Source organism: Mesorhizobium sp. GW821-FHT07A06 (assembly GCF_059419085.1).
Genome location: NZ_JBWKRC010000013.1, coordinates 176,550 through 195,016, shown reverse-complemented (window position 1 = coordinate 195,016; position 18,467 = coordinate 176,550). Strand labels below are relative to the sequence as shown.

Here is an 18,467-nt window from a genome sequence, read left to right as displayed (position 1 = left end):
CGAGGCCAAGCCATTGTTGAGCGTGTAGGTGTAGGTGCCATTGCTGTTGAGGTGCAGCGTGCCGTAGGTGCCGACCAGGTCGGCGCCGACATTGCCGGCCGAACCGTTGACGGCGGTGACGCTGCGGGTATCGCCAGTGTCGACATCGGTATCGTTGGTCAGCACATTGCCGCTCACCGGATTGGGCGCCGTGTCCTCTTTCACCGAATTGATGTCGGCGACCGCGACCGGGTTGTCGTTGGTGCCGTTGATGGTGACGGTTAGATTGGCGGATGACGTGCCGCCATGGTTGTCGGAGTTGGTGTAGCTGAAGACATCGGTGACGCTGGCGCCTGCGGCCAACGCCTGCACCGAGGCCAGGCCATTGTTGAGTGTGTAGGTGTAGGTGCCATTGCTGTTGAGATGCAGCGTGCCATAGGTGCCGACCAGGTCGGCGCCGACATTGCCGGCCGAACCGTTGACGGCGGTGACGCTGCGGGTATCGCCAGTGTCGACATCGGTGTCGTTGGTCAGCACATTGCCGCTGACCGGATTGGGAGCTGTGTCCTCTTTCACCGAATTGACATTAGCAATGGCGACTGGCGCGTCATTGGTGCCAGTAATGTTGACGACGATGTTATAACTCGCCGTGCCATCCGCCGACTTCACGGTTAGAGTATCCGTAACGGGCTGGCCCTGAGTCAGCGGGTCGGCGAGAGTCTGGTTGAGCGTATAGGCCCACACGCCAGTCGTCGTGTCGAAGGTGAAGGTGCCGTAAGTGCCCTGCAGGCTCGGGGGGGCTTGGAAATGGTTCTGGCCGACATCGGGGTCGGTGATGATCAGCTGCCCATGCGCGTTGGGATCGTTCAGTGTGCCATTGGCAACGCCGCCGGCCTCCACCACAGTCAGGTCGGCGCCCGGAACGGCTGTGATGATCGCGCCGTCATTGGTGCCTTGAATGTTGACCGAAACGCTGGCCCAACTCAACGTTCCGCTGCCGAGCTTTATCGCATAGGTGAAGGTCTCGTTGATCTGGTCGCCCGCACCCATGGCCTGCAAGCTTAAGAAGCCGTGCGCCGCAAGATATCCGCTAAGGTCCATCTCGACCTTACCGTTGTTGATGCGGATGGAAACCCCGCCGCCGATGCTTTCCCAAGCTGAGACGCCGGTCGCCGCAACGTCCTGAGTCGTCAGATCGATCGGCGCGTATTGTTTCGTGGCTGTCGATGCGGAAATCCCGTCGTCAACCGAAAAGAGGGACTTTGCGTTTCCACCCTGGTCGTTGGCCATCACATCGAGAACTATGATGGTTTGCGAACCTGAGGCGAGGACGACCGTATCCTCGGTGAGATTGAAAACGTCGTCATTCGCCTGCGGCGTGTTTGAAAAAGACGCTGTGGTTCCACCTGCATCGGCGATTTTAGAAGCCATTTTCAACCCCCTAGTTACTAAAAGGCAGACGCCCAACCATCTGCTTCATTGACATTACTGCACGGCCGGCTGCTTCCAGCCGTAGAAAGTCGCGCGAATCCGGGGCAGGCATGAATTGTCGCTGTCATCCAGGCACACCCCGGCGCTTAGAACAGCAGCCTCAAGCTGGCCGTTCACGGACGGATATTGACCCGATGCTGATGGACGCGACGACTGGTCGTCGCGCTGCGTTCCCTACCCAAATTACATCGTCAAACTCGTGGTTACCGACCACGAGCTTTAGATTGCCCTTATATTAGGAGATTATTAACTCTTGTAGAGAGGAAGCGTCAACGTGCAAGTTTGGAAAACAGTTAATCGTTGAGCATAACGGGGCATGAGCTGTGATATTGGCGGCTCGACCAAAGGTTGGCAGCCGAGTGAGTAAGAATTCTTAGCCTAAACACCGCAAGCCGTGCCCCAAAGCGCGCGTTGATACCAACCGCCGATATCCGGCGCGACATCGTACTCCATACATTTTAGGATCAGACCGAAAAATGATGCCCATCGAGCGGAAAAACCCGCAGGCCGATCGCTGAGCTTCGGAAGGCGCAATCGACAGTTTTACGAAAAGCCTGAAGTTTCGCCATTAGCTAAATCGATCGGCGTTTTCGTGGATGTCTGCTTTTCGGCAAGACCCAAGACACGCTGAATGACCGAAACGGGGCGCAAAGACGCCGTTCATCTCGGATCGTAGGCCTATGCTTCAGGAAATGCGCCGTCGCGCGCGAAGCAATTGGCGATAGCCGCACTCGATCACCTAAGCCCGTCGCGCACGAGCCGATACGTCTGGTAGAAAAGTGGAGTCATGCCAGTCGGCGGCGCTGACCAGCCGCGGACCGAACAATGCGGTCGCGACTTCAAAATGGGATGCCTGCTGGGCGCGGCCATCAAGGCATCGCAGCATGTGGCCTAGGCACCATCATCACCCTAGCTCCACGCGCCGAAGGCGCGCCAGGCAGCGAACGATGATGCAGGCTGCTCGAATAGCGAGCCTATCGACTGATCGCCTGCGGGCCAGCCGGAGGCTGATCGCTTATCGCTTCATGCGTGAGGCACCGCAGATCGGCCAAGGCCGAACGGATGTGCGGCAGCGGAAATTCGCAAAGGTCGGTATTGTCAGTCGCCTCCCGAAGGATGACCGCGAGCTTCGCGACTACGCCCGCTAAGGATTGAGCAGGTGTCGCGGCAATCTCAGCGAGCAACGTGTCGGCCTTTTCAGCGTCATCCTGCTCTTGCTTCGGGAAATCAGGCCAGTCGCGGGAGGCGCCAGCCCCATCCCCGGGGCATTCACTTCGCCGACAGGCAAGAGCGCGCCCCTCTCCAGCAGCTCCCCCTCAACCTGCTGCTGCTGGACACAGGAGGCCAGCATCCCAACGTGAACGTCGATCCAGGCAAGGGACAGGAGAAGTGCTGGATCGGCCGACGGCTGATCCGGCTGTGCTCGCTCCTTTCCTAGCGCCGACCGAACACGAGTGCCACACGTCGTGAATTGTGTGGAATGGCAGTCGTTAGACGAAGCGTTTGTGCGGCAGGGCCGCGCGCCTGGGTCAGGAATACAGATCAAGCCGGTAGCTTGGCGTATTGGTGCGGTATCAGGGATTGGATTAGCGCCGAGTTGGCCTCTGTCGGCTCCTCTCAATTGCGTGGCAGCTTGTGAATTTCCAGCCTGACGGGACCGCCCCCGTCACAACTCGTGCAAAAAAGCGCGCGCTCGACCGAACGTAATAGAGCACCTTTTCCATAGCGCTCGATGAGGGCGGCAGGCTTCAGCTCCCCGTCCCTGCTGAAGGCGTCCAAGCCGCGAAAGAATGCCCCCGAGGCAAGATGCCAACTGTGGACGTGATCAATCGAATGACGAGCGCCTTCGAGCATTTGAGCCTTGACCGCAGATAAGCGATCGGAACGAAAATGACCTGTCGGCGTTCTATGCGTCGTTGCTAATAACCATTCGCCAAAGGGAGGGTCGGCGTGCAGTTCAGCGGGGGCAGCGAGAAGATCACGGAGAGGTTGGACGAACTCAACGCGCTTTATGTGCTGACAGATCGACTGTACCGTGCAAAGACGAACCACGAAGCCTTTGAAGCCGGCCTGGATGCCATTCGTGACGGTCTGGGGTGCCGTCGCGCTTCCATGTTGCTCTTTGATGAAGCAGGCGTCATGCGCTTCGTAGCCTGGCGCGGTCTGTCCGAAAGGTACAGAAAGGCGCTTGAGGGGCATTCGCCTTGGGCTGTGGGCGAACGCAGCCCCAATGCTATCTTCATTTCGCACATTGCTGAAACGGATGAAGCTGCCGCCGTTAAAGAGATCATTGCCGGCGAAGGCATCGTTGGTTTGGCTTTCATTCCATTGACAGTCCAAGGCGAAGTAGTGGGAAAATTCATGACCTACTACGATCAAAGGCATTTGTTTGTCAGCCACGAGATCGATCTCGCTACGACCATTGCCAAACAGATCGGTTTTTATCTCGAGCGGACGCGGGCGGAAGAGGCCCGAAGAGTTGCCGAAGAAGAGTTGCGAGGGTCAGAGCAACAGTTTCGCCTTATGTCCGAACACGCTCCGGTGATGATCTGGACCTGCGACGCTTTGGGCAAATGCACAAATCTGAACATCATGCTCAGGGAGTTCTGGGGCATCGAGAACGAGGATATCCCGACATTCAATTGGCACCCAACCATTCATCCCGATGATGCTGCCGACATCGGGGCCCGCATGATGCAAGCATTGGCAACACAATCGGCCGTCACGGTTCAGGGTCGCTACAGGAATTGCAAGGGGGAGTACCGCGTCCTGCTCACAACTGCTTGTCCTCACTTCTCCCCAAGTGGGCTATTTCGCGGGTTGATCGGGGTAAATGTCGATGTCACACAAAGAGAACTCCTGATGGCTGAACTCAACCACCGCGTGAAGAACACTCTGGCGGTCGTCCAGGGTATTGCGCATCAGACGTTCAGGGGAACGAAAGCCACTGATGCTCATGCCGCGTTCGAGGGCCGTCTCATGGCCCTTTCGGCAGCGCACAACGTCCTCACGCAGACCAGTTGGGAACATGCATCATTGCAGCAGCTAGTTTGCGACAGTCTTCAGATCCGAGGCGCGTTCTCCAACCGCGTGTCCACAGATGGACCTGCAATTCTATTGCAGCCCAACCAAGCTCTTTCCCTAGCACTTGCGTTCCATGAATTGCTGACCAACGCTGTAAAGTATGGCGCCCTTTCCAACGAGGCCGGCAAGATTTCCGTCGAGTGGTTTCGGACTGCCGAACCCCATCCGAGACTCAAGCTGGTTTGGAGCGAGCTAGGTGGTCCCACGGTTTCAGTTCCGGCAAGGCGAGGCTTTGGCTCCCGCCTTCTTGAGCGGGGCCTAGCCGCCGATCTTGAGGCTGAGGTCGCGATGGATTTCCAACCTCAGGGTCTCGTCTGCAGGATCGATGCCCCCTTGGCAGAGGGGAGTGTCCCCCAATGACAGAGTTGTCAGGCCGACGTGTGCTCATTGTCGAAGACGAATCCCTCATTGCCATGCTGGCGGAGGATTTTTTGATTGAGCTCGGGGTCACTGTTGTCGGGCCCGCCACGACCATCGAAGGCGCGATAGCGATGATCGGAAGCCAAGAAATCGACGCGGCTGTATTGGATTTAAATATACGTGGTGAGCGGAGCGACCGCGTTGCCGAAGCTCTACGGCTTCGGGGCATCCCGATTGTGTGCGCCACTGGATATGGTGAGGGGGCGTCAGACTTCGCGAGAGGATCGACGATTATCGCCAAACCTTATTCCAAGGAGAAGCTAGACCATTCGTTGCAGTTCGCTCTCTCAGATGAGCCAGGCAGGACCGAACCCTTCGGCATGTGACTTGAGGTTTGCTGTCGGACCGAAGCCGGGACTACGAGCATGATATGGATTGATAGCCTGTGGCCAATACGAGTCGAGATCTCACCCACGCCGGGCGTTCCCAGCGTGGCCTCGTTGATGCAACCGATGGTAGACATGATCTGCCCCGGTGTGAAATAGCCGTATTGAAAGGCATCTTGGTCGACATAAGCCTGCTGGACGGGATGGAGTTCGCCGCCGGGTCGAAACCAGGCCTTCCACCGCGGTGATCTCGCGGCCCTGGTTCATGACGGCGAAACTCAGGCACGAGAGCGCGCGTTTTCCGTCGACGAGAATGGTGCAGGCGCCGCACCGCCCGTGATCGCAATCTTTCTTTGTGCCGGTCAGGCCAACATGGTTGCGCAAAGCGTCGAGCAGGCTGGTGCGATGGTCGAGCGCGAGGTTGTAGGGCTGTTTGTTGATATGCATTGAGACCGCCGACAATTCACCTGGTTCAGCCGGTTTGGCGGCCGTCGGCTGGTCAGCGCTCTTTGAGGAATTGACAAGCGGCATTGCCGCTACCACCGAAACAGAGGACGTCATGAACATGCGTCGGCTCGGGTCATTGGCAATCTTGGGTTCGTGCATGGCTGGCTCCGGCAGGCCGAGGCTCAAGCGGATCCAACCAACCGCAAGGATCAAAGTGCCCTCTTCACCTCCGTGAGATCGCTGTTTGTCCGCAGCATGGAGGCATCCAGAACTTCAACTGGCGAGCGAACGGTTGTCCTTCGAACGCGCGAAGGAGCGATGATCGGCATGGCACGTACAGCTACGATCGGCCTATATTTTAGGCGGACAAGCGCGCAGGGCGAGATCATCCGCGAACGCGCAAGCGTTCGGATTTACTGTAAACTGCCATCCCGTTCTCCTCTCAACTATCAGAAGTGGCGAGGTTGGGAGGTTGTCTGAATTGCGCACCGGGGCCGATCCGCCGGCGCCATGCCGATCTGATTGGTCGTTCTTTGACGTCCACGAATCCATCTCGGAACAAAGCTTTTTGGTTGAAGTTCTACCCGTTGAAGGGACCGTTTTTCTCAAGGAGAATTTCCTATGAAGCATGTCCTCATCACCAGCATGCTGGCGATCGGGCTCGGCTGTGGAACGGCGATGGCGCAGACACAGCAGCCCGCTGAGAGCCAGTCAGGCGCAGACACCAATTGCACGTCTGGAAAGGCCAACTGCCAAACTGGTTCCAAGATGGGCGAACAGGAACAGCGCAAGGCCAAAGCTCAGACCGGTCAGCAGGCTCAAGGCAAGGTTGGCGCAACCACAGACCAGCAGGCGCAGGGGAAGGCCAAGGTCCAGACCGGTCAGCAGGCTCAAGGCAAGGCTGGCGCAACCACAGACCAGCAGGCGCAGAGAAAAGCCAAGGTCCAATCCGATCAGCAGGCTCAAGGAAAGGATGGCGCCACCACAGACCAGCAGGCGCAGGGAAAAGCCAAGGTCCAGACCAATCAGCAGGCTCAAGGCAAGGCTGGAGCCACCACAGACCAGCAGGCGCAGGGGAAGGTCAACGTTCAGAGTGATCAGGCGCAGGGCAAGACCTCTACGCAAGATAAGACTTCGACTAGTTCCATCACCAACGTAACGATTGAGCAGAAATCGCAAATCACACAGGTGATCAAGGAGACAAAGGTCGAGCCGGTTGCCAGTGTAGACTTCGACATCAACGTCGGCGTTGAAATTCCGCGTCACAAGATCAGGCTGCATCGCTTGCCGGCGCGCATCGTCAAGATCGTCCCAGCCTACGAGAGCTACGAGTATTTCCTGCTCGCCGACGGTCGGATCGTCATCGTGGATCCGGACACCCTCAAGATTGTGTTGATCCTCACCTAGCATTTCTTGCCGGTGGTCCGCCCTATCGAGTGACAGGGCGGACTGACCATACCCGTGCGGGTATAATTCCGAGCCAACGCACAACAGCCGAAATCAACCTGCTTGCGATCCTGATGTGATTTGGAAGAACGAGCTGGCGAAGTCGTACCACCCATCTTGATAGACGCCTTGAACATCTATACTCGAGTGTTATTACGCATTCTGGATTGTTATTTTGATCTTGGTCGTTATCAACCGGCCGTCGCGGGCAAGGTCATTCGATTGATCCCACATTCTCTTGATCCTCCGATTCGAAAAACTGGCCATTCTCATTCGATACCAGGCTATCATTGCCCGACCTTCTGGCACCACGCTCCGAGGTGCTCGACATGGCGGCAGGCCGTTTGACATCCTGATGGCGCCCGGTGGCTCTGTCGACGGCCCAGATGGCGGCCCGCTCTTTTTCGGCCTGGATGCCATTCTCGGTGACGTTGCTGTTGGAGCCGATGCCGACATAAAGCAGCCAGCCGTCGGCACTGGCGACTAAAGAGTTGGTCCAATGATGGTGGATGGGGCCCCAGGCAGCGTCGTCAGCACCGTACCTGGGGCGGTGATCCTGATGTCGCCCGCAGTGCAGGCGTAACGCACGATGGCGTCGGTGTCGGCGACGCAGGAATCGTTGCCGATCAGGCCACGCCAAAGGGCGAATTGAGATGATCGAGGAACACGTCCTGAACGTCAGGCGAACCATCGCCGTCGTGTCGGGCAGCAGCGTGATCCGTTTGCTTCCTTCGGTGCCGCCGCCGAGGTCGCCATGGATTCGATCCAGCCCATGATGAGATCTTTCGACTGCTTGTTTGCAGCACCAGGGGCCCCACGGACTCGGCCACGAGAATGTCGCCGTTGGGCAGCGTGAAGAGCGAGCGGGATTCTTTAGTCGCCTGGCGAGGCGCGGATTTGCAGGGCCTATGGCAACCGTCGGCGTCTCGCCCTGCTTGCAGCCGATAACCGAGGCGACATTCATCGGGGGGACCAGATACTTGGACCGGCTCAGGCAGTGTCTGATGTGCTCCGACTTGGGCACTTGATTCCAGCTCGTTGTCACTGCATGCCGGCGAAACCTGCGATATGGTCACTGGCAGCAGTATATGGGCGTCGAGCACCGTTGCATTACCCTTGTGACGAGCTTGCCGAGCCCAGTCCCATCGACGAGAAAGATCCCGAGACCGGCGTCAAAAAGGATTTATTGGTTCGCGCTCAGCGAGGATCGGCCGCTGTTCTTCTTCGCAGGCCTTTGGACGCGCTGGCACGGCGTGCGGAAGCTCAGGAAGGCCCGGGCGAGCACGCCCAAGCCGAACGCCCTCATCGCGCGCAGCCATGAGAACGCAATGCCGAATCCTGACCACTCGGAAAGAGACCGGGACATAGCTGATCTCGCCTTGGTCCGAGGCGAAGAAGTTACAGCGGACCGCGCCGGACGAAACGCTGATGGTCGTCGAGAAGCCGGCTACGCAGATCAAGATCCCGCAGTCGGCACGGGCACAAGGTTCGCTAAATTAAAGGTACTGTCATGGCAGACCGCACCATCACTCTCTTCAGCCGCCAGGAGGCGGCCTTGCAGGCCGTCGCCGACAAGTTCGCCGCCTTGCACAGGGCGAAACGATGAAGGCACTCAAGGAAATGATTGTTCTCAACGGCCGTCTTCAGGAGCAACTCGACAAGCTCAATGCACCGTCCGTCGGCAAGCGCTACGAATGAGCGACGCAACCGCAATAATCCGGAGGTTTGCCTAGTAAGGCTGCTGACCGAGGAAGGAAAGAGATCCTTCACGCTGACGAACACGGCGCGCGCATGACGGTGACGGCGATGCGCTCGTTCTCGACCCCATCGACGTGCGAGATCTCACGTGAAGCCGAAGGTCGAGCCACTGACAGCTTCGGGAATAGGGCGTACCGCTTCTCGATGGTCTAACGCTTCGGCGATGACTTCAAACACGCTCGGGCCTTCCTCGCTGATCTCAGTGCTGGCAATCCCCTTCTTATGAGCCGCCTCCATCGCTCGGCCCGCAGGGACGCCGATCGCCATCGGATCATCCGTCGCGGTTTCCGGTAGTTCTTCTGCCATCCGATACTGCGTGTGTTCGTCGAGCCTTGAGTTCGCTTGCAGTCTTAAGTTCCACCTTACTCGTGTGACTCGCGCTGTGCGCCAATGCCACCGCCCAGACCAAAGTCTGATACGAACGCGCAAAGGTCCTGGCTCCGGGAACATTTCGTGCAAACAGAGATTTACGGCGGCCCAAGCTGATGCGAGCCCTGCCATGCCGTTGTCGTTTGAATTGCGCGATCAACTTTTCGAACTCCGTTGCCCGACCTGTTCTCATCCAACCCTCAGAAAAGGTTCCTGGGTGACGACCATCCGCAATTTCAAATGCGCAAGCTGCGGAGCAAAGGTTCAGCTCGGCTACCAAGAGAAGGTCAAGATGTTCGAGCAGTGCGCCAAAGAAGCGGTCAACTCGTCAGCTGGCCAACAGTCCGCCAACGAACCTAAACCCGCGTTGGACAGCTCGCTATGACAAAACTATCCGATCTCGGACCGCCGCTCCCCGGCAATCTGCACGGCGGCGGACCGGCCAATGAGGGTCTCGACCATTTCTACAGCCGCGCCGGCGCAACTTTCGCCAGGTGATGTGGCACGAACAGCCAGAGCACGAGCCGATCTCGAGGACGGGGGCAACAATCCTGATGTTAGCCGGAATTAACCCCTGAAGACAAAAAAGCCCGCCGGCCGGAGGTAGCGGGCTTTCGGGCAGTAATTTGCTCGTCTCAGCCTGGGGGGATGACGACAACCACTGAAGGGGTGGAAACTGCCGTAACCTTCGAAAGACGTTTGCGCTTAATCAGCGTAGGCTTTTCATACGACTTTTTCATGTGGTGTCCTCGCTTTTTACCCTCAATGCGAAATTTGTTCGAGCCGGCCATTTGTCAATCCGGGCTCGCCTCCGCCAATGCCGGCATTCCGGGAGACGAAAGCTCGCAGTCACTGGCTCCTGTTTGTCCGGGGCGGTCGAGGAGCCGCCCTCGAGTTTGAGGTGGTGTCGCTACCCCCCTGCTACGTCGAGGCCGCACAGGCGGTGTGCACGCCGGCAGGCGCTACTCGTTTTGTAATATCTCGGTAACCTTGGCTGTTAGCTTTTCCATCACGAACGGCTTGGTGAGCACGTGCATGCCTGGGGCGAGATGTCCGTTTCCAACTGCGGCGTTCTCCGCGTAGCCGGTGATGAAGAGTATCTTCAAGCTGGCGTGGACTTCTCGCGCTGCGTCCGCGAGTTGACGCCCATTCATGCCTCCGGGAAGACCCACGTCGGTGATGAGCAGATCGATCGCTTCGCCGGCATGAAGGACCTGCAGGCCGGTGGCGCCATCTCCCGCTTCGATCGCGCGATAGCCGGAATCGGACAGCACTTCGCAGATCAGCATTCGAATGAGGGGCTCATCGTCCACCACCAAAACCGTGCCGCCGCTACCTTGATGGGCAAGCTCATCAACCATTTGTTCGCCTTCCTCTGCCTTGCCGCTGAGCCAATGACGCGGGAGGTACATCGCCACGGTCGTGCCGTTGCCGACCTCTGTATCAATGCGCACTTGCCCGTTGGACTGGCGGACGAAGCCATAAATCATGGAAAGCCCAAGCCCCGTGCCTTCTCCTGTGGGCTTTGTCGTAAAGAATGGATCGAATGCACGAGCCGCGACGTCTGGAGGCATGCCTGTCCCGGTGTCGCTCACGCTGACCTGGATGTATTGCCCGGGGCGCATATCGCGCTCCTTTGCTATCTTGTCGTCTACCCACTTGTTGGCCGTCTCGATCGTAAGCCGCCCTCCATCCGGCATGGCGTCCTTGGCGTTGATGCAGAGGTTCAGGATTGCATTCTCAAGCTGGTTTGCGTCGCAGATTGTCATCCAGAGACCAATGGCAAGCGCCGTTTGCATTTCGATCGTCGGGCCGATCGTGCGGCGGATCATCTCCTCCATGCCGGTGATCAGATCATTTGCATTGGTGGGCTTGGGATCGAGCGTTTGCCTTCGGGCGAAGGCCAGAAGCCGATGGGTGAGCGCGGCGGCCCTTTTTGCCGCTCCCTGAGCCGACGTGATGTAACGAGGAAGCTCATCGACACGCCCTTGGGCCAAACGTGTTTTCAACAGGTCCAGGCTTCCCGAGATTCCAGTCAGCAAGTTGTTGAAGTCATGCGCGAGACCGCCGGTCAGTTGACCGATCGCCTCCATTTTCTGCGCCTGGAACAACTGCTCTCGGGATTGTTCCAGCTGGCGCTGAATTTCCATTCGTTCTGTTAGGTCCCGTGTGACCTTTGCGAATCCGACAAGCTGGCCACTGTCGTCACGAATGGCGTCAACGATCACGTTCGCCCAGAATTGGGTTCCGTTCTTGCGGACTCTCCACCCTTCAGCTTCATAACGGCCGTCCCTGGCCGCCGCCTCTAAGACTCGTTGCGGCAGGCCAGCCTCGCGATCCTCAGCTGTATAGAAGGTCGAAAAATACTGTCCCAATATCTCAGCGGCGCTATAACCTTTGATGCGTTCGGCCCCGGTGTTCCAGTTCGTGATCTTGCCTTCTGGGTCAAGCATGTAAATGGCGTAGTCTGTCACGCCTTGCACCAGGAGCCGAAAGCGGCGCTCGCCCTCCAAGGCCGCGAGCTGCATCTCACGATTGCGCGTGATATCGCGGGTGACTTTGGCGAAGCCGACGAGCTTCCCGGTCTCGAAAATCGGGTCGATTACCACCATCGCCCAGAACCGCCTGCCATCTTTACGAACGCGCCAGCCTTCGGCGTGAAATCTGCCCTCCTCTGCAGCCTGCTTCAGCGCCACCTCCGGCACTCCCGCGGCCCGATCCTCTTCTGTGTAGAAACGCGAGAAGTGTTCGCCGATGATCTCACCGGCGGTGTATCCCTTGATGCGCTCCGCGCCAGGGTTCCAACTCTGAATCCTCCCGTCGGTATCGAGCATGAATATCGCGTAGTCTACGACACTTTGAACCAGCTGCTCTGCAGCGGTCTGGGAAAGCTTTAGGTTTCTGTGGTCGTTGTTAGGCATCTCACTCAAATCTAGCGCTCTGTGATCACAAAGCCACCTCGCGGCAGACGTCCCAATCAAAATCCCGCGCAGCAGCCGGCTGGCTTCCAGTGCGCGCTTCCTGCAAGGGAGGTTCGCAGCGGTGCAAGGGTTTACGGTCTCCGTGGGGTGCCAGGCAATGGATCGGGAAGCCTGTCGATTTGGACCAGATCATCCAGCATCCGGACGACAGCTTTCGCCGCTTCTGATTTGCACGCATAGTAGCGGCGCGCTCCATCCACCCGCGGCTCCACGATCCCTTGCTCTGTTAGAAGCGCCAGGTGCTGAGACGTGGCTGATGCGGAGAGACCGATGAGCCCGGCCAACGCGCCCACCGTTTTTTCACCGTCAATCAAGTGAACCAGCATCAATAAACGCTTGCCGCTGCCCAGGGTGCTAAGCCAACGGGCAATGTAGGCAGCATCGCTGCGGACGCTCAGACAGGTCGCCGACCGGCGCCGCAACGCCGGGTCCGCCTTAATTTCTGCGAGCCGCTTTCTGACGTAAGACACTAACCGGCGACCATACGAATTCAGTGCAGACGAGCCGCGCACTGGAAAGCCCGCCACCGCGTTAAGGCAGTGACGGGCTCTTTGTTTGTCCGCTCGGTCGAGGGGACGCCCGAGCATTTGCAAAACTTCACTGGCCTCGATCGGTTCCACAAAAAAGCCCGCGACCAGCGGAGCAAAAAGCCCGCCACCTTGAGGTGACGGGCTTTGTTAGCGACCGGCGATGCGCTTTAATCAGTTTGCGCCGCCGAGCTGCTTGGTCATTTTGCAGAAATTGTCATGCGACTTGGCAATGGCCTCGTCTCCGCATTCCTTCATAATCCCCGCGCGGTCTTCTTCCTTCATGGCCATCCAGGCTGCCTTGAATTCCGCCTCGGACTTCATGGTCTTCATGCCGGCATCTGTGAAGAACGGCGACATTTTCGCCGGATCGTCGAGCGCCGAGGTCCCGGTGCTGCCGCCTGCGAGCGCCGAGCCTGTAATCATTGCGAGCGCGATTGCGTCCATAGTGAGCATCTTGATGTTCATGGAACATTCCTCCTGCTGAGGACCGCCCATAGAGCGGCTTGTTCCATCAACTCCGTTCTCGATGAAAAGTTTCGCCCGCGATAACGCGAAAACCAGTTCGACGCGGGCATCTGAAGTGGGCCCGTCCCAATGGCGGAAGAAGCGGGCCCGACCAGGAGCGAATTTCCTTAGCCGCAGCGGAGGGGATTGCTGCACTTCAATAACCAGCCGACGAGTATCAAGTTCCGCTGATGAACAAAAAAGGCCCGCTGCTCTTTGGGGAGAACAGCGGGCAGGTTCTGGAGTCATGCTGGGATCATCCAGCATCGACCAACGAGCGGCGGCAGGGTTGGTTGCGGGAAGCTTGATCCGGCACCGGCCGACACTAGGTACATGCCGTCAGCCCAGCGCAACACGGTCGGCATGTCCTCTTTGCTTCGTATTCTAGAATACGCCGTGCTCATCGCGATCATCGCATCGCACTATGGGTCTTCACCAAGATCGGCGAGACAGTAATGATCTGAGTTCTCCGGACCATTATGCGGTGCGCAGGCCTATGTTTCCAATCAGTCGCCCTACGAGCGAAGCAACCGCAGCGGCCGTCATCCGCGTTATTCCCAAGGCGCCAAGCCCCATCAGCTTCCAGCGTGTCACCTCGGCCGTCACTTCCTTGAACGCTGGTCATGCCGGCAATACGTGCCGCTCGCCCCGGTCCACTTCACCGCCCCGGTCAGGTGCGTGTCGTGGGTCACCGCAGCGATCGGCATCGGGTTGCCGGCGTTGGCGATCGGTTTCTGTTAGGTTCATGACGGCGAAACGACCTCAAAATCAGATGTTGTCAGCCGTTCGTGGCTACGCGCTCGACATGGAAGGCGATGAGCCACGGCCGGCTAGGTGCATTATAGGCCTATTGACCGAGGACGGCGTCGCTTCGTTCGCGCTGAGCAAGGAAGGCGCCAAGATTATGATGCTGGCGCGTCAAACCTTTCTCGACCGAACTGAAGGAGCGAGGGCGCCAAAAAGCCTGCCGGCGGCCGCTAAAAGTCGAACAGGCCAGACGGATCCCGGCCGATCTCCGCAATATTGTCGAGCCCGGTGCGAGTGCCTGATAGCGACGTTGAGAACCAGGGCGTGCCGCCTTCGCGGTGGTCCATTGCTTCAGCGATAACGTCGAACACGCTCGGGACTTCCTCGCTGATCTCAGTGCGGGCAATCCCTTCCTTAGGGGCCGCCTCCGTCGCTCGGTCCGCAAGGACGCCGATCGCCATCGGATCATCGGTAATGGTATCTGGCAGTTGTTCCGCCATCCATCTGTCGAGAAAATTGATACCGCGCGCGCTCATCGAGCGTTAAGCTCGCTCGCCGAATTGAGTATTAGCAACACCTGCTGGGTTGCCTCCTCGAGCCGCAACTCTCTTAGCCGCGCGGTCTTTGCTTCTCTCGGCTGCCTCTCCGCGTCGATCACCAACCTGCTCTCGCGGTCTGCTCTCTTGATCCTTTCGCGATCCACTATGTGCCGGCTCATAACAGCCTCCCTTTGGTCTGATGGGCCAAAAAAGTGCTGATCTGCGAAAATTTTCCCGGCGAAATTTTCGGGTTTCACATCATTCTTTATTGTGATGAAGGCCTAGGGCAAAGCCGACTCGTCAACTTCGGCTTCCATCTGGTCACTGACCGGCCTGGCCTTGACTTCACTATCCAACAGCACGCCGTCGAAGCCCTGCAGCCGACGCGCTCCTTGCCGTCCTTGCGCGCTTGTGCGCCGTACATCCAAGCGTAGTTCGCGCGTTCCTGGTCCTTCTTTGCGACTGCCATGATTGACCTTCAGTGCTATCGCCCGAGCGGCAACTTCGACAGCGAGATCAGTTCAGATTCGTCCCTGACGCCGGCCATGTAGTTTGCGATAATCCGCGATGCGACCGCTTCGTGCGCGACCGACGACCTAGCCTCGGGCTTCAGCCTATCGAAAACCCTGCCGAGAAGCGCCAGTTCCGCCTTGTCGAAAATGCCTACCTCAGGCGCCTTTCGTCGAATCGGCATGATCTTCCTCCTCGAAAGTCTTGGAGCGAAGCTTGCCGTAAATCATCCTCGACGCGCAAGGGCTTCACCCGGCCGGAAGGCCGACGAATGCCCTGGGGCTGGATAAGTCCTTCGGCTCTAGTGTCGGGGGTTCAACAATTTGGCCTCTCGTACGAGCGATGACCAGCTGAGCCCAATAAAGGTGATAAGCTCGATAGCCTGCGCCTCGGTAATGCCGGTTTCCGCTACGAGGCGTTGCACTACGGCCATATTTTGCACCGCGCTTGGCGATGTCGCTACGATTTGAATCATGTTGGATGTTACCTTCCGACTGACCCAACGGCAGGGACAGGGAATAGTTCCGGCGCTGCCGGCGGCGTGCATTAACCACCTCGGTCGATATAATGTACCCCGAAGCAGGTACTGAACGTTGTGCCTATATGGAAAATCACCAGCACAGATTCTACTGCCACCACGAAGGCAAGGGCACTTGGGCCGTGTGGGACTGCGTCACCAACGCACCTGCAAGGTTAGGTGGCGGGGATCTCTTGGGGTGCACTGAGCAAAGAGCCGAAGCCGCCGAGCGCGTGCTAACCACGATTTACGACGCCGGTTTGGATGCCATCGCCATGCGGCTCTCCGGAATTGTGCGGCTCCAAATCTAGCTTTTCTCTTCCATCGGCTCTGTCGGCGCTGGCTTCGCAGTCGTCTTTGTCTCAGCCGCCTTTAAAGTTCCGTCTGAAATATGGGTCGCCGCCGCCAACGGAGAGCTGGCCCTGCGTGATCGGCTTGGCGACGATTTCAGCCGCGCGCGTGCCCACGGCGTCTTCGTACCTTTAAGTCCCATCGGATCCGACAGCAGTCTCGACTGTTGCGTTCATATTTCATGGGCCAATACAAGGTAGATGGCGGGGATTAACATCAACCAGGCGCCGATTCCCAGTATCACCCAAATAGCCGTGCGCTCGGTCTGCCTGATAAGATCGCTAATGTTTTCCTCGTCACTCAAAGATACGGCGTCTTGCCACCAAGGCTCAGGCGCATGATTGTCATTCGCAGGTTCGTTAGCGTCGCCACCCCCATTCGATTTCTGGGCCGACGCCAATTGAGAAATAGAGGACCGGCCAGACCAACTTAGCAGCCTGCGGGTCCTATCAGCACAGGAAGGGCCGTAGCTGTGCCGATCCATGAGATGTCAAAGCATAACGCCCATCACCAGAAAGGTGACGGCTGTCGCGAAAATGGGTGCTAGCAACCAGCGTGCCTGACCAACACTTTTATCCATTCACTTTCTCCGCATTTAGATAAGCAACAACCTGCGCTCTGAGCCGTTCCGCCTAGTCTCGATAGGTAAGACTTTTGCGTTTTGCGAACAGACTTTGGTCTTCGCCGAGATCAGACTGAAGTCCCGGCAGAGGAACGTTTGGCCCATCGACTTGTTTGGATCGCTGGCGCACAGCGGCCCCAGCTGTCGCCAGTTCACAAGAGGAGAAAATGTATGAGAATGCACCTAACCAGCGCCGCTGCGGCGCTCGTTCTGTTTGCCGGCGTCAGCGCAGTGGCGGCCCAAGATGTTATCATTACACCTGAGCAGGACACCGTCGTGCGCGAATACGTGAAGAAGCAGCCTCTCGCTTCAGTCAAGATTCCGGGAGTGGAGCTGAACGTCGGCACGGCTCTGCCGGACACGGTCGAACTCCACGAGGTTCCAAACGTAAAATACCGTTATGTGGTGGTCGACAAACACACAGTTCTTGTCGACCCGGGCACCCGCAAGATTGTCAAGGTCTACGACTAAACCCGAACGAAAGCACGCCCCGCCGCCAACCGTTGCGGCGGGGCAGATCACCAACCGGACAAATGAAGATGCAGAACCCAGAGGTCGAAACGACTGAATCCCTGGTCGCGCGCGTGGCCGATCTCCAGGCGAGAATGCGGGCAGCGCGTATAACCGACGCCGAACTTAAGACCTTTCAAAAGGTCGCGGCCATCATGGACGTCGGTCACGGTCAGATTGCTGGCGACGACTTGATCGCTGCGTCTTTTCTCTCCGAAAGTGCTGATCAATGAGCAGGATGGAGTAACAATCACAAAGCCAAACGACCTGGCCCACCGATGCCCGGCAAGCGTCACGGTGCCCCGGTACCTGACGAGCGCGACCATTCTATCCGTCAGGGCAGATGGTTGACCAGTGCGACCCATGACCAAGAGGTGAGAGAAGTCGGATCGGCGCTCTGGCAAGCGGGTGAAGCGACTATCTCTTTCTGGCGACGACTATGAAATTCTGAGCAAAGCGGGCAAGGATACCGGCTATCCTACTTATCGTCTCAACTGGCCCGACCAACGTTTCACAAAGCCTTGGCAGCAGCCATCCGGGCCGTGGCAAAAACCCATAGCCGATGACCCTTTGGACGACGAAGCCGTTGGAAACGAGCATCTGGCAATATGCTTCAATGCTCAACGTACTCCGCACGACGCGCCCCTGACATCTGTTCAGAAATCGGCAGACCAGCCCCATTGGCGAGGTTGCGTTCATGTGAATGTTCGAGATCAGCAACCCGCCGTGGTTCAAATGCTCATGAATAGCCGACAATGCGTCCCGCCTAAGAGTGTCTTCAGCGTTCAAGAAGAATCGAAAGGCTGTAACCACATCGAATCTTCTAGAAAGGGGGGGCAACCGTCAGATCGGCTTTCACCAGCTTGACGCTGCCCGGAACCCGGGCGCAAGCAAGCATGGATTGAGACACGTCGACGCCAACGACCTCACCAAACAATGGAGCCGCAACAGTTATCACGCGGCCTGTGCCGGAGGCGAAGTCGAGGCAACTGCGACCCGCCCCGCCAAGAGGTCTAAGAATGCTTTCAACCAAGGGGCGTTCGACACGCAACCATAAGGCAGCGTAGTAGCCGGAACAGAAGGTTTTGGTGTAGTCGGTGCCGTAGTCTGGAGTCTGGTGGCTCGATCGGTAATCGCTATAAGCGCTCGCCTCGAATGACCGCCTGGCCAACACATCACTGTGAGAACCGCCCATGACAACAGCCTCCATGCTGGAGCCTGCCAGTAAGACTCACTCCTCCTGATCAATCTTCATGCGTTCACATGACAGGCCGCATAAGCAGCCGGGGCAGAATTTCGAAGTCCTCCAGCGATTCGAGAGAAGCCAGAGCCCCCT

At 58.0% G+C, this 18,467-nt stretch carries 18 protein-coding genes and 1 pseudogene; 5 read left to right on the top strand and 14 right to left on the bottom strand.

The genetic code is table 11. From position 1 onward, the window contains the following. Positions 1 to 1,410 (bottom strand): VCBS domain-containing protein (locus tag AC07SZ_RS30210; RefSeq protein ID WP_494917160.1); only part of this gene is annotated, 1,410 nt, incomplete at its 3' end. A 799-nt stretch (positions 1,411 to 2,209) separates the two neighbouring features. Next, positions 2,210 to 2,356, bottom strand: a complete 147-nt coding sequence (locus tag AC07SZ_RS30205; RefSeq protein WP_494917158.1) for a DNA -binding domain-containing protein — start codon at positions 2,354 to 2,356, stop codon at positions 2,210 to 2,212. A 1,064-nt stretch (positions 2,357 to 3,420) separates the two neighbouring features. Between AC07SZ_RS30205 and AC07SZ_RS30200 the strand changes: the two genes are divergently transcribed. Both AC07SZ_RS30200 and AC07SZ_RS30195 read left to right on the top strand, forming a co-directional pair. Further along, positions 3,421 to 4,914, top strand: coding sequence for a sensor histidine kinase (locus tag AC07SZ_RS30200; RefSeq protein WP_494917156.1), 1,494 nt, complete (start codon positions 3,421 to 3,423; stop codon positions 4,912 to 4,914). Beyond that, positions 4,911 to 5,300 (top strand): response regulator, encoded by a 390-nt coding sequence (locus AC07SZ_RS30195; RefSeq protein WP_494917155.1) that lies wholly within the window; start codon positions 4,911 to 4,913, stop codon positions 5,298 to 5,300. Before AC07SZ_RS30200 ends, AC07SZ_RS30195 begins: the two co-directional genes overlap by 4 nt. Here the strand turns inward: AC07SZ_RS30195 and AC07SZ_RS30190 are convergent. Both AC07SZ_RS30190 and AC07SZ_RS30185 read right to left on the bottom strand, forming a co-directional pair. After that, positions 5,219 to 5,464: pseudogene (locus tag AC07SZ_RS30190) on the bottom strand (hypothetical protein); the annotation flags it as partial. The gene AC07SZ_RS30195 and the pseudogene AC07SZ_RS30190 overlap by 82 nt on opposite strands. Further along, entirely contained in the window at positions 5,382 to 5,747 is a 366-nt protein-coding gene (locus AC07SZ_RS30185; RefSeq protein WP_494917173.1) for a 2Fe-2S iron-sulfur cluster-binding protein, read from the bottom strand. The gene AC07SZ_RS30185 and the pseudogene AC07SZ_RS30190, both read right to left, overlap by 83 nt. 621 nt (positions 5,748 to 6,368) lie before the next feature. On the opposite strand from AC07SZ_RS30185, the gene AC07SZ_RS30180 reads away from it, so the two are divergent. After that, entirely contained in the window at positions 6,369 to 7,154 is a 786-nt protein-coding gene (locus AC07SZ_RS30180; RefSeq protein WP_494917154.1) for a DUF1236 domain-containing protein, read from the top strand. Positions 7,155 to 7,407: 253 nt separating this feature from the next. Here the strand turns inward: AC07SZ_RS30180 and AC07SZ_RS30175 are convergent, their stop codons facing one another. After that, positions 7,408 to 8,157 carry a hypothetical protein gene (locus AC07SZ_RS30175; protein WP_494917153.1) on the bottom strand — a complete coding sequence of 250 codons (750 nt, stop codon included), beginning with the start codon at positions 8,155 to 8,157 and terminating at the stop codon, positions 7,408 to 7,410. A gap of 878 nt (positions 8,158 to 9,035) precedes the next feature. After that, positions 9,036 to 9,257: a hypothetical protein gene (locus AC07SZ_RS30170; RefSeq protein WP_494917152.1), complete on the bottom strand. Its 222-nt coding sequence runs from the start codon at positions 9,255 to 9,257 to the stop codon at positions 9,036 to 9,038. A 193-nt stretch (positions 9,258 to 9,450) separates the two neighbouring features. Between AC07SZ_RS30170 and AC07SZ_RS30165 the strand changes: the two genes are divergently transcribed. Next, positions 9,451 to 9,705 (top strand): hypothetical protein, encoded by a 255-nt coding sequence (locus AC07SZ_RS30165; RefSeq protein ID WP_494917150.1) that lies wholly within the window; start codon positions 9,451 to 9,453, stop codon positions 9,703 to 9,705. 577 nt (positions 9,706 to 10,282) lie between these two features. On the opposite strand, the gene AC07SZ_RS30160 is transcribed toward AC07SZ_RS30165, so the two are convergent. The 6 genes from AC07SZ_RS30160 to AC07SZ_RS30135 all read right to left on the bottom strand — a co-directional run bounded on the left by AC07SZ_RS30160 (position 10,283) and on the right by AC07SZ_RS30135 (position 15,315). Continuing rightward, complete coding sequence (locus tag AC07SZ_RS30160; RefSeq protein WP_494917149.1) at positions 10,283 to 12,241, bottom strand: hybrid sensor histidine kinase/response regulator; 1,959 nt, start codon at positions 12,239 to 12,241, stop codon at positions 10,283 to 10,285. Between the two features lie 131 nt (positions 12,242 to 12,372). Next, a complete protein-coding gene (locus AC07SZ_RS30155; protein ID WP_494917147.1) occupies positions 12,373 to 12,921 on the bottom strand; it encodes an ArsR/SmtB family transcription factor in 549 nt (182 codons plus the stop codon). A gap of 81 nt (positions 12,922 to 13,002) precedes the next feature. Beyond that, on the bottom strand, positions 13,003 to 13,296 hold the full coding sequence (locus AC07SZ_RS30150; RefSeq protein ID WP_494917171.1) for a hypothetical protein: 294 nt from the start codon (positions 13,294 to 13,296) through the stop codon (positions 13,003 to 13,005). Between the two features lie 516 nt (positions 13,297 to 13,812). Further along, a complete protein-coding gene (locus AC07SZ_RS30145) occupies positions 13,813 to 13,941 on the bottom strand; it encodes a DUF1515 family protein (protein ID WP_494917145.1) in 129 nt (42 codons plus the stop codon). A gap of 371 nt (positions 13,942 to 14,312) precedes the next feature. Beyond that, positions 14,313 to 14,618 carry a hypothetical protein gene (locus tag AC07SZ_RS30140; RefSeq protein ID WP_494917143.1) on the bottom strand — a complete coding sequence of 102 codons (306 nt, stop codon included), beginning with the start codon at positions 14,616 to 14,618 and terminating at the stop codon, positions 14,313 to 14,315. A gap of 487 nt (positions 14,619 to 15,105) precedes the next feature. After that, positions 15,106 to 15,315, bottom strand: a complete 210-nt coding sequence (locus AC07SZ_RS30135; protein WP_494917142.1) for a hypothetical protein — start codon at positions 15,313 to 15,315, stop codon at positions 15,106 to 15,108. 1,477 nt (positions 15,316 to 16,792) lie between these two features. Here AC07SZ_RS30135 and AC07SZ_RS30130 point away from each other — a divergent pair. Beyond that, positions 16,793 to 17,092, top strand: a complete 300-nt coding sequence (locus tag AC07SZ_RS30130; protein WP_494917141.1) for a DUF1236 domain-containing protein — start codon at positions 16,793 to 16,795, stop codon at positions 17,090 to 17,092. 47 nt (positions 17,093 to 17,139) lie between these two features. On the opposite strand, the gene AC07SZ_RS30125 is transcribed toward AC07SZ_RS30130, so the two are convergent. Together AC07SZ_RS30125 and AC07SZ_RS30120 are read right to left on the bottom strand one after the other, a co-directional pair. Further along, positions 17,140 to 17,457 carry a hypothetical protein gene (locus AC07SZ_RS30125; RefSeq protein ID WP_494917140.1) on the bottom strand — a complete coding sequence of 106 codons (318 nt, stop codon included), beginning with the start codon at positions 17,455 to 17,457 and terminating at the stop codon, positions 17,140 to 17,142. A gap of 497 nt (positions 17,458 to 17,954) precedes the next feature. Then, positions 17,955 to 18,326 carry a methyltransferase domain-containing protein gene (locus AC07SZ_RS30120; protein ID WP_494917138.1) on the bottom strand — a complete coding sequence of 124 codons (372 nt, stop codon included), beginning with the start codon at positions 18,324 to 18,326 and terminating at the stop codon, positions 17,955 to 17,957. Positions 18,327 to 18,467 lie beyond the last annotated feature (141 nt).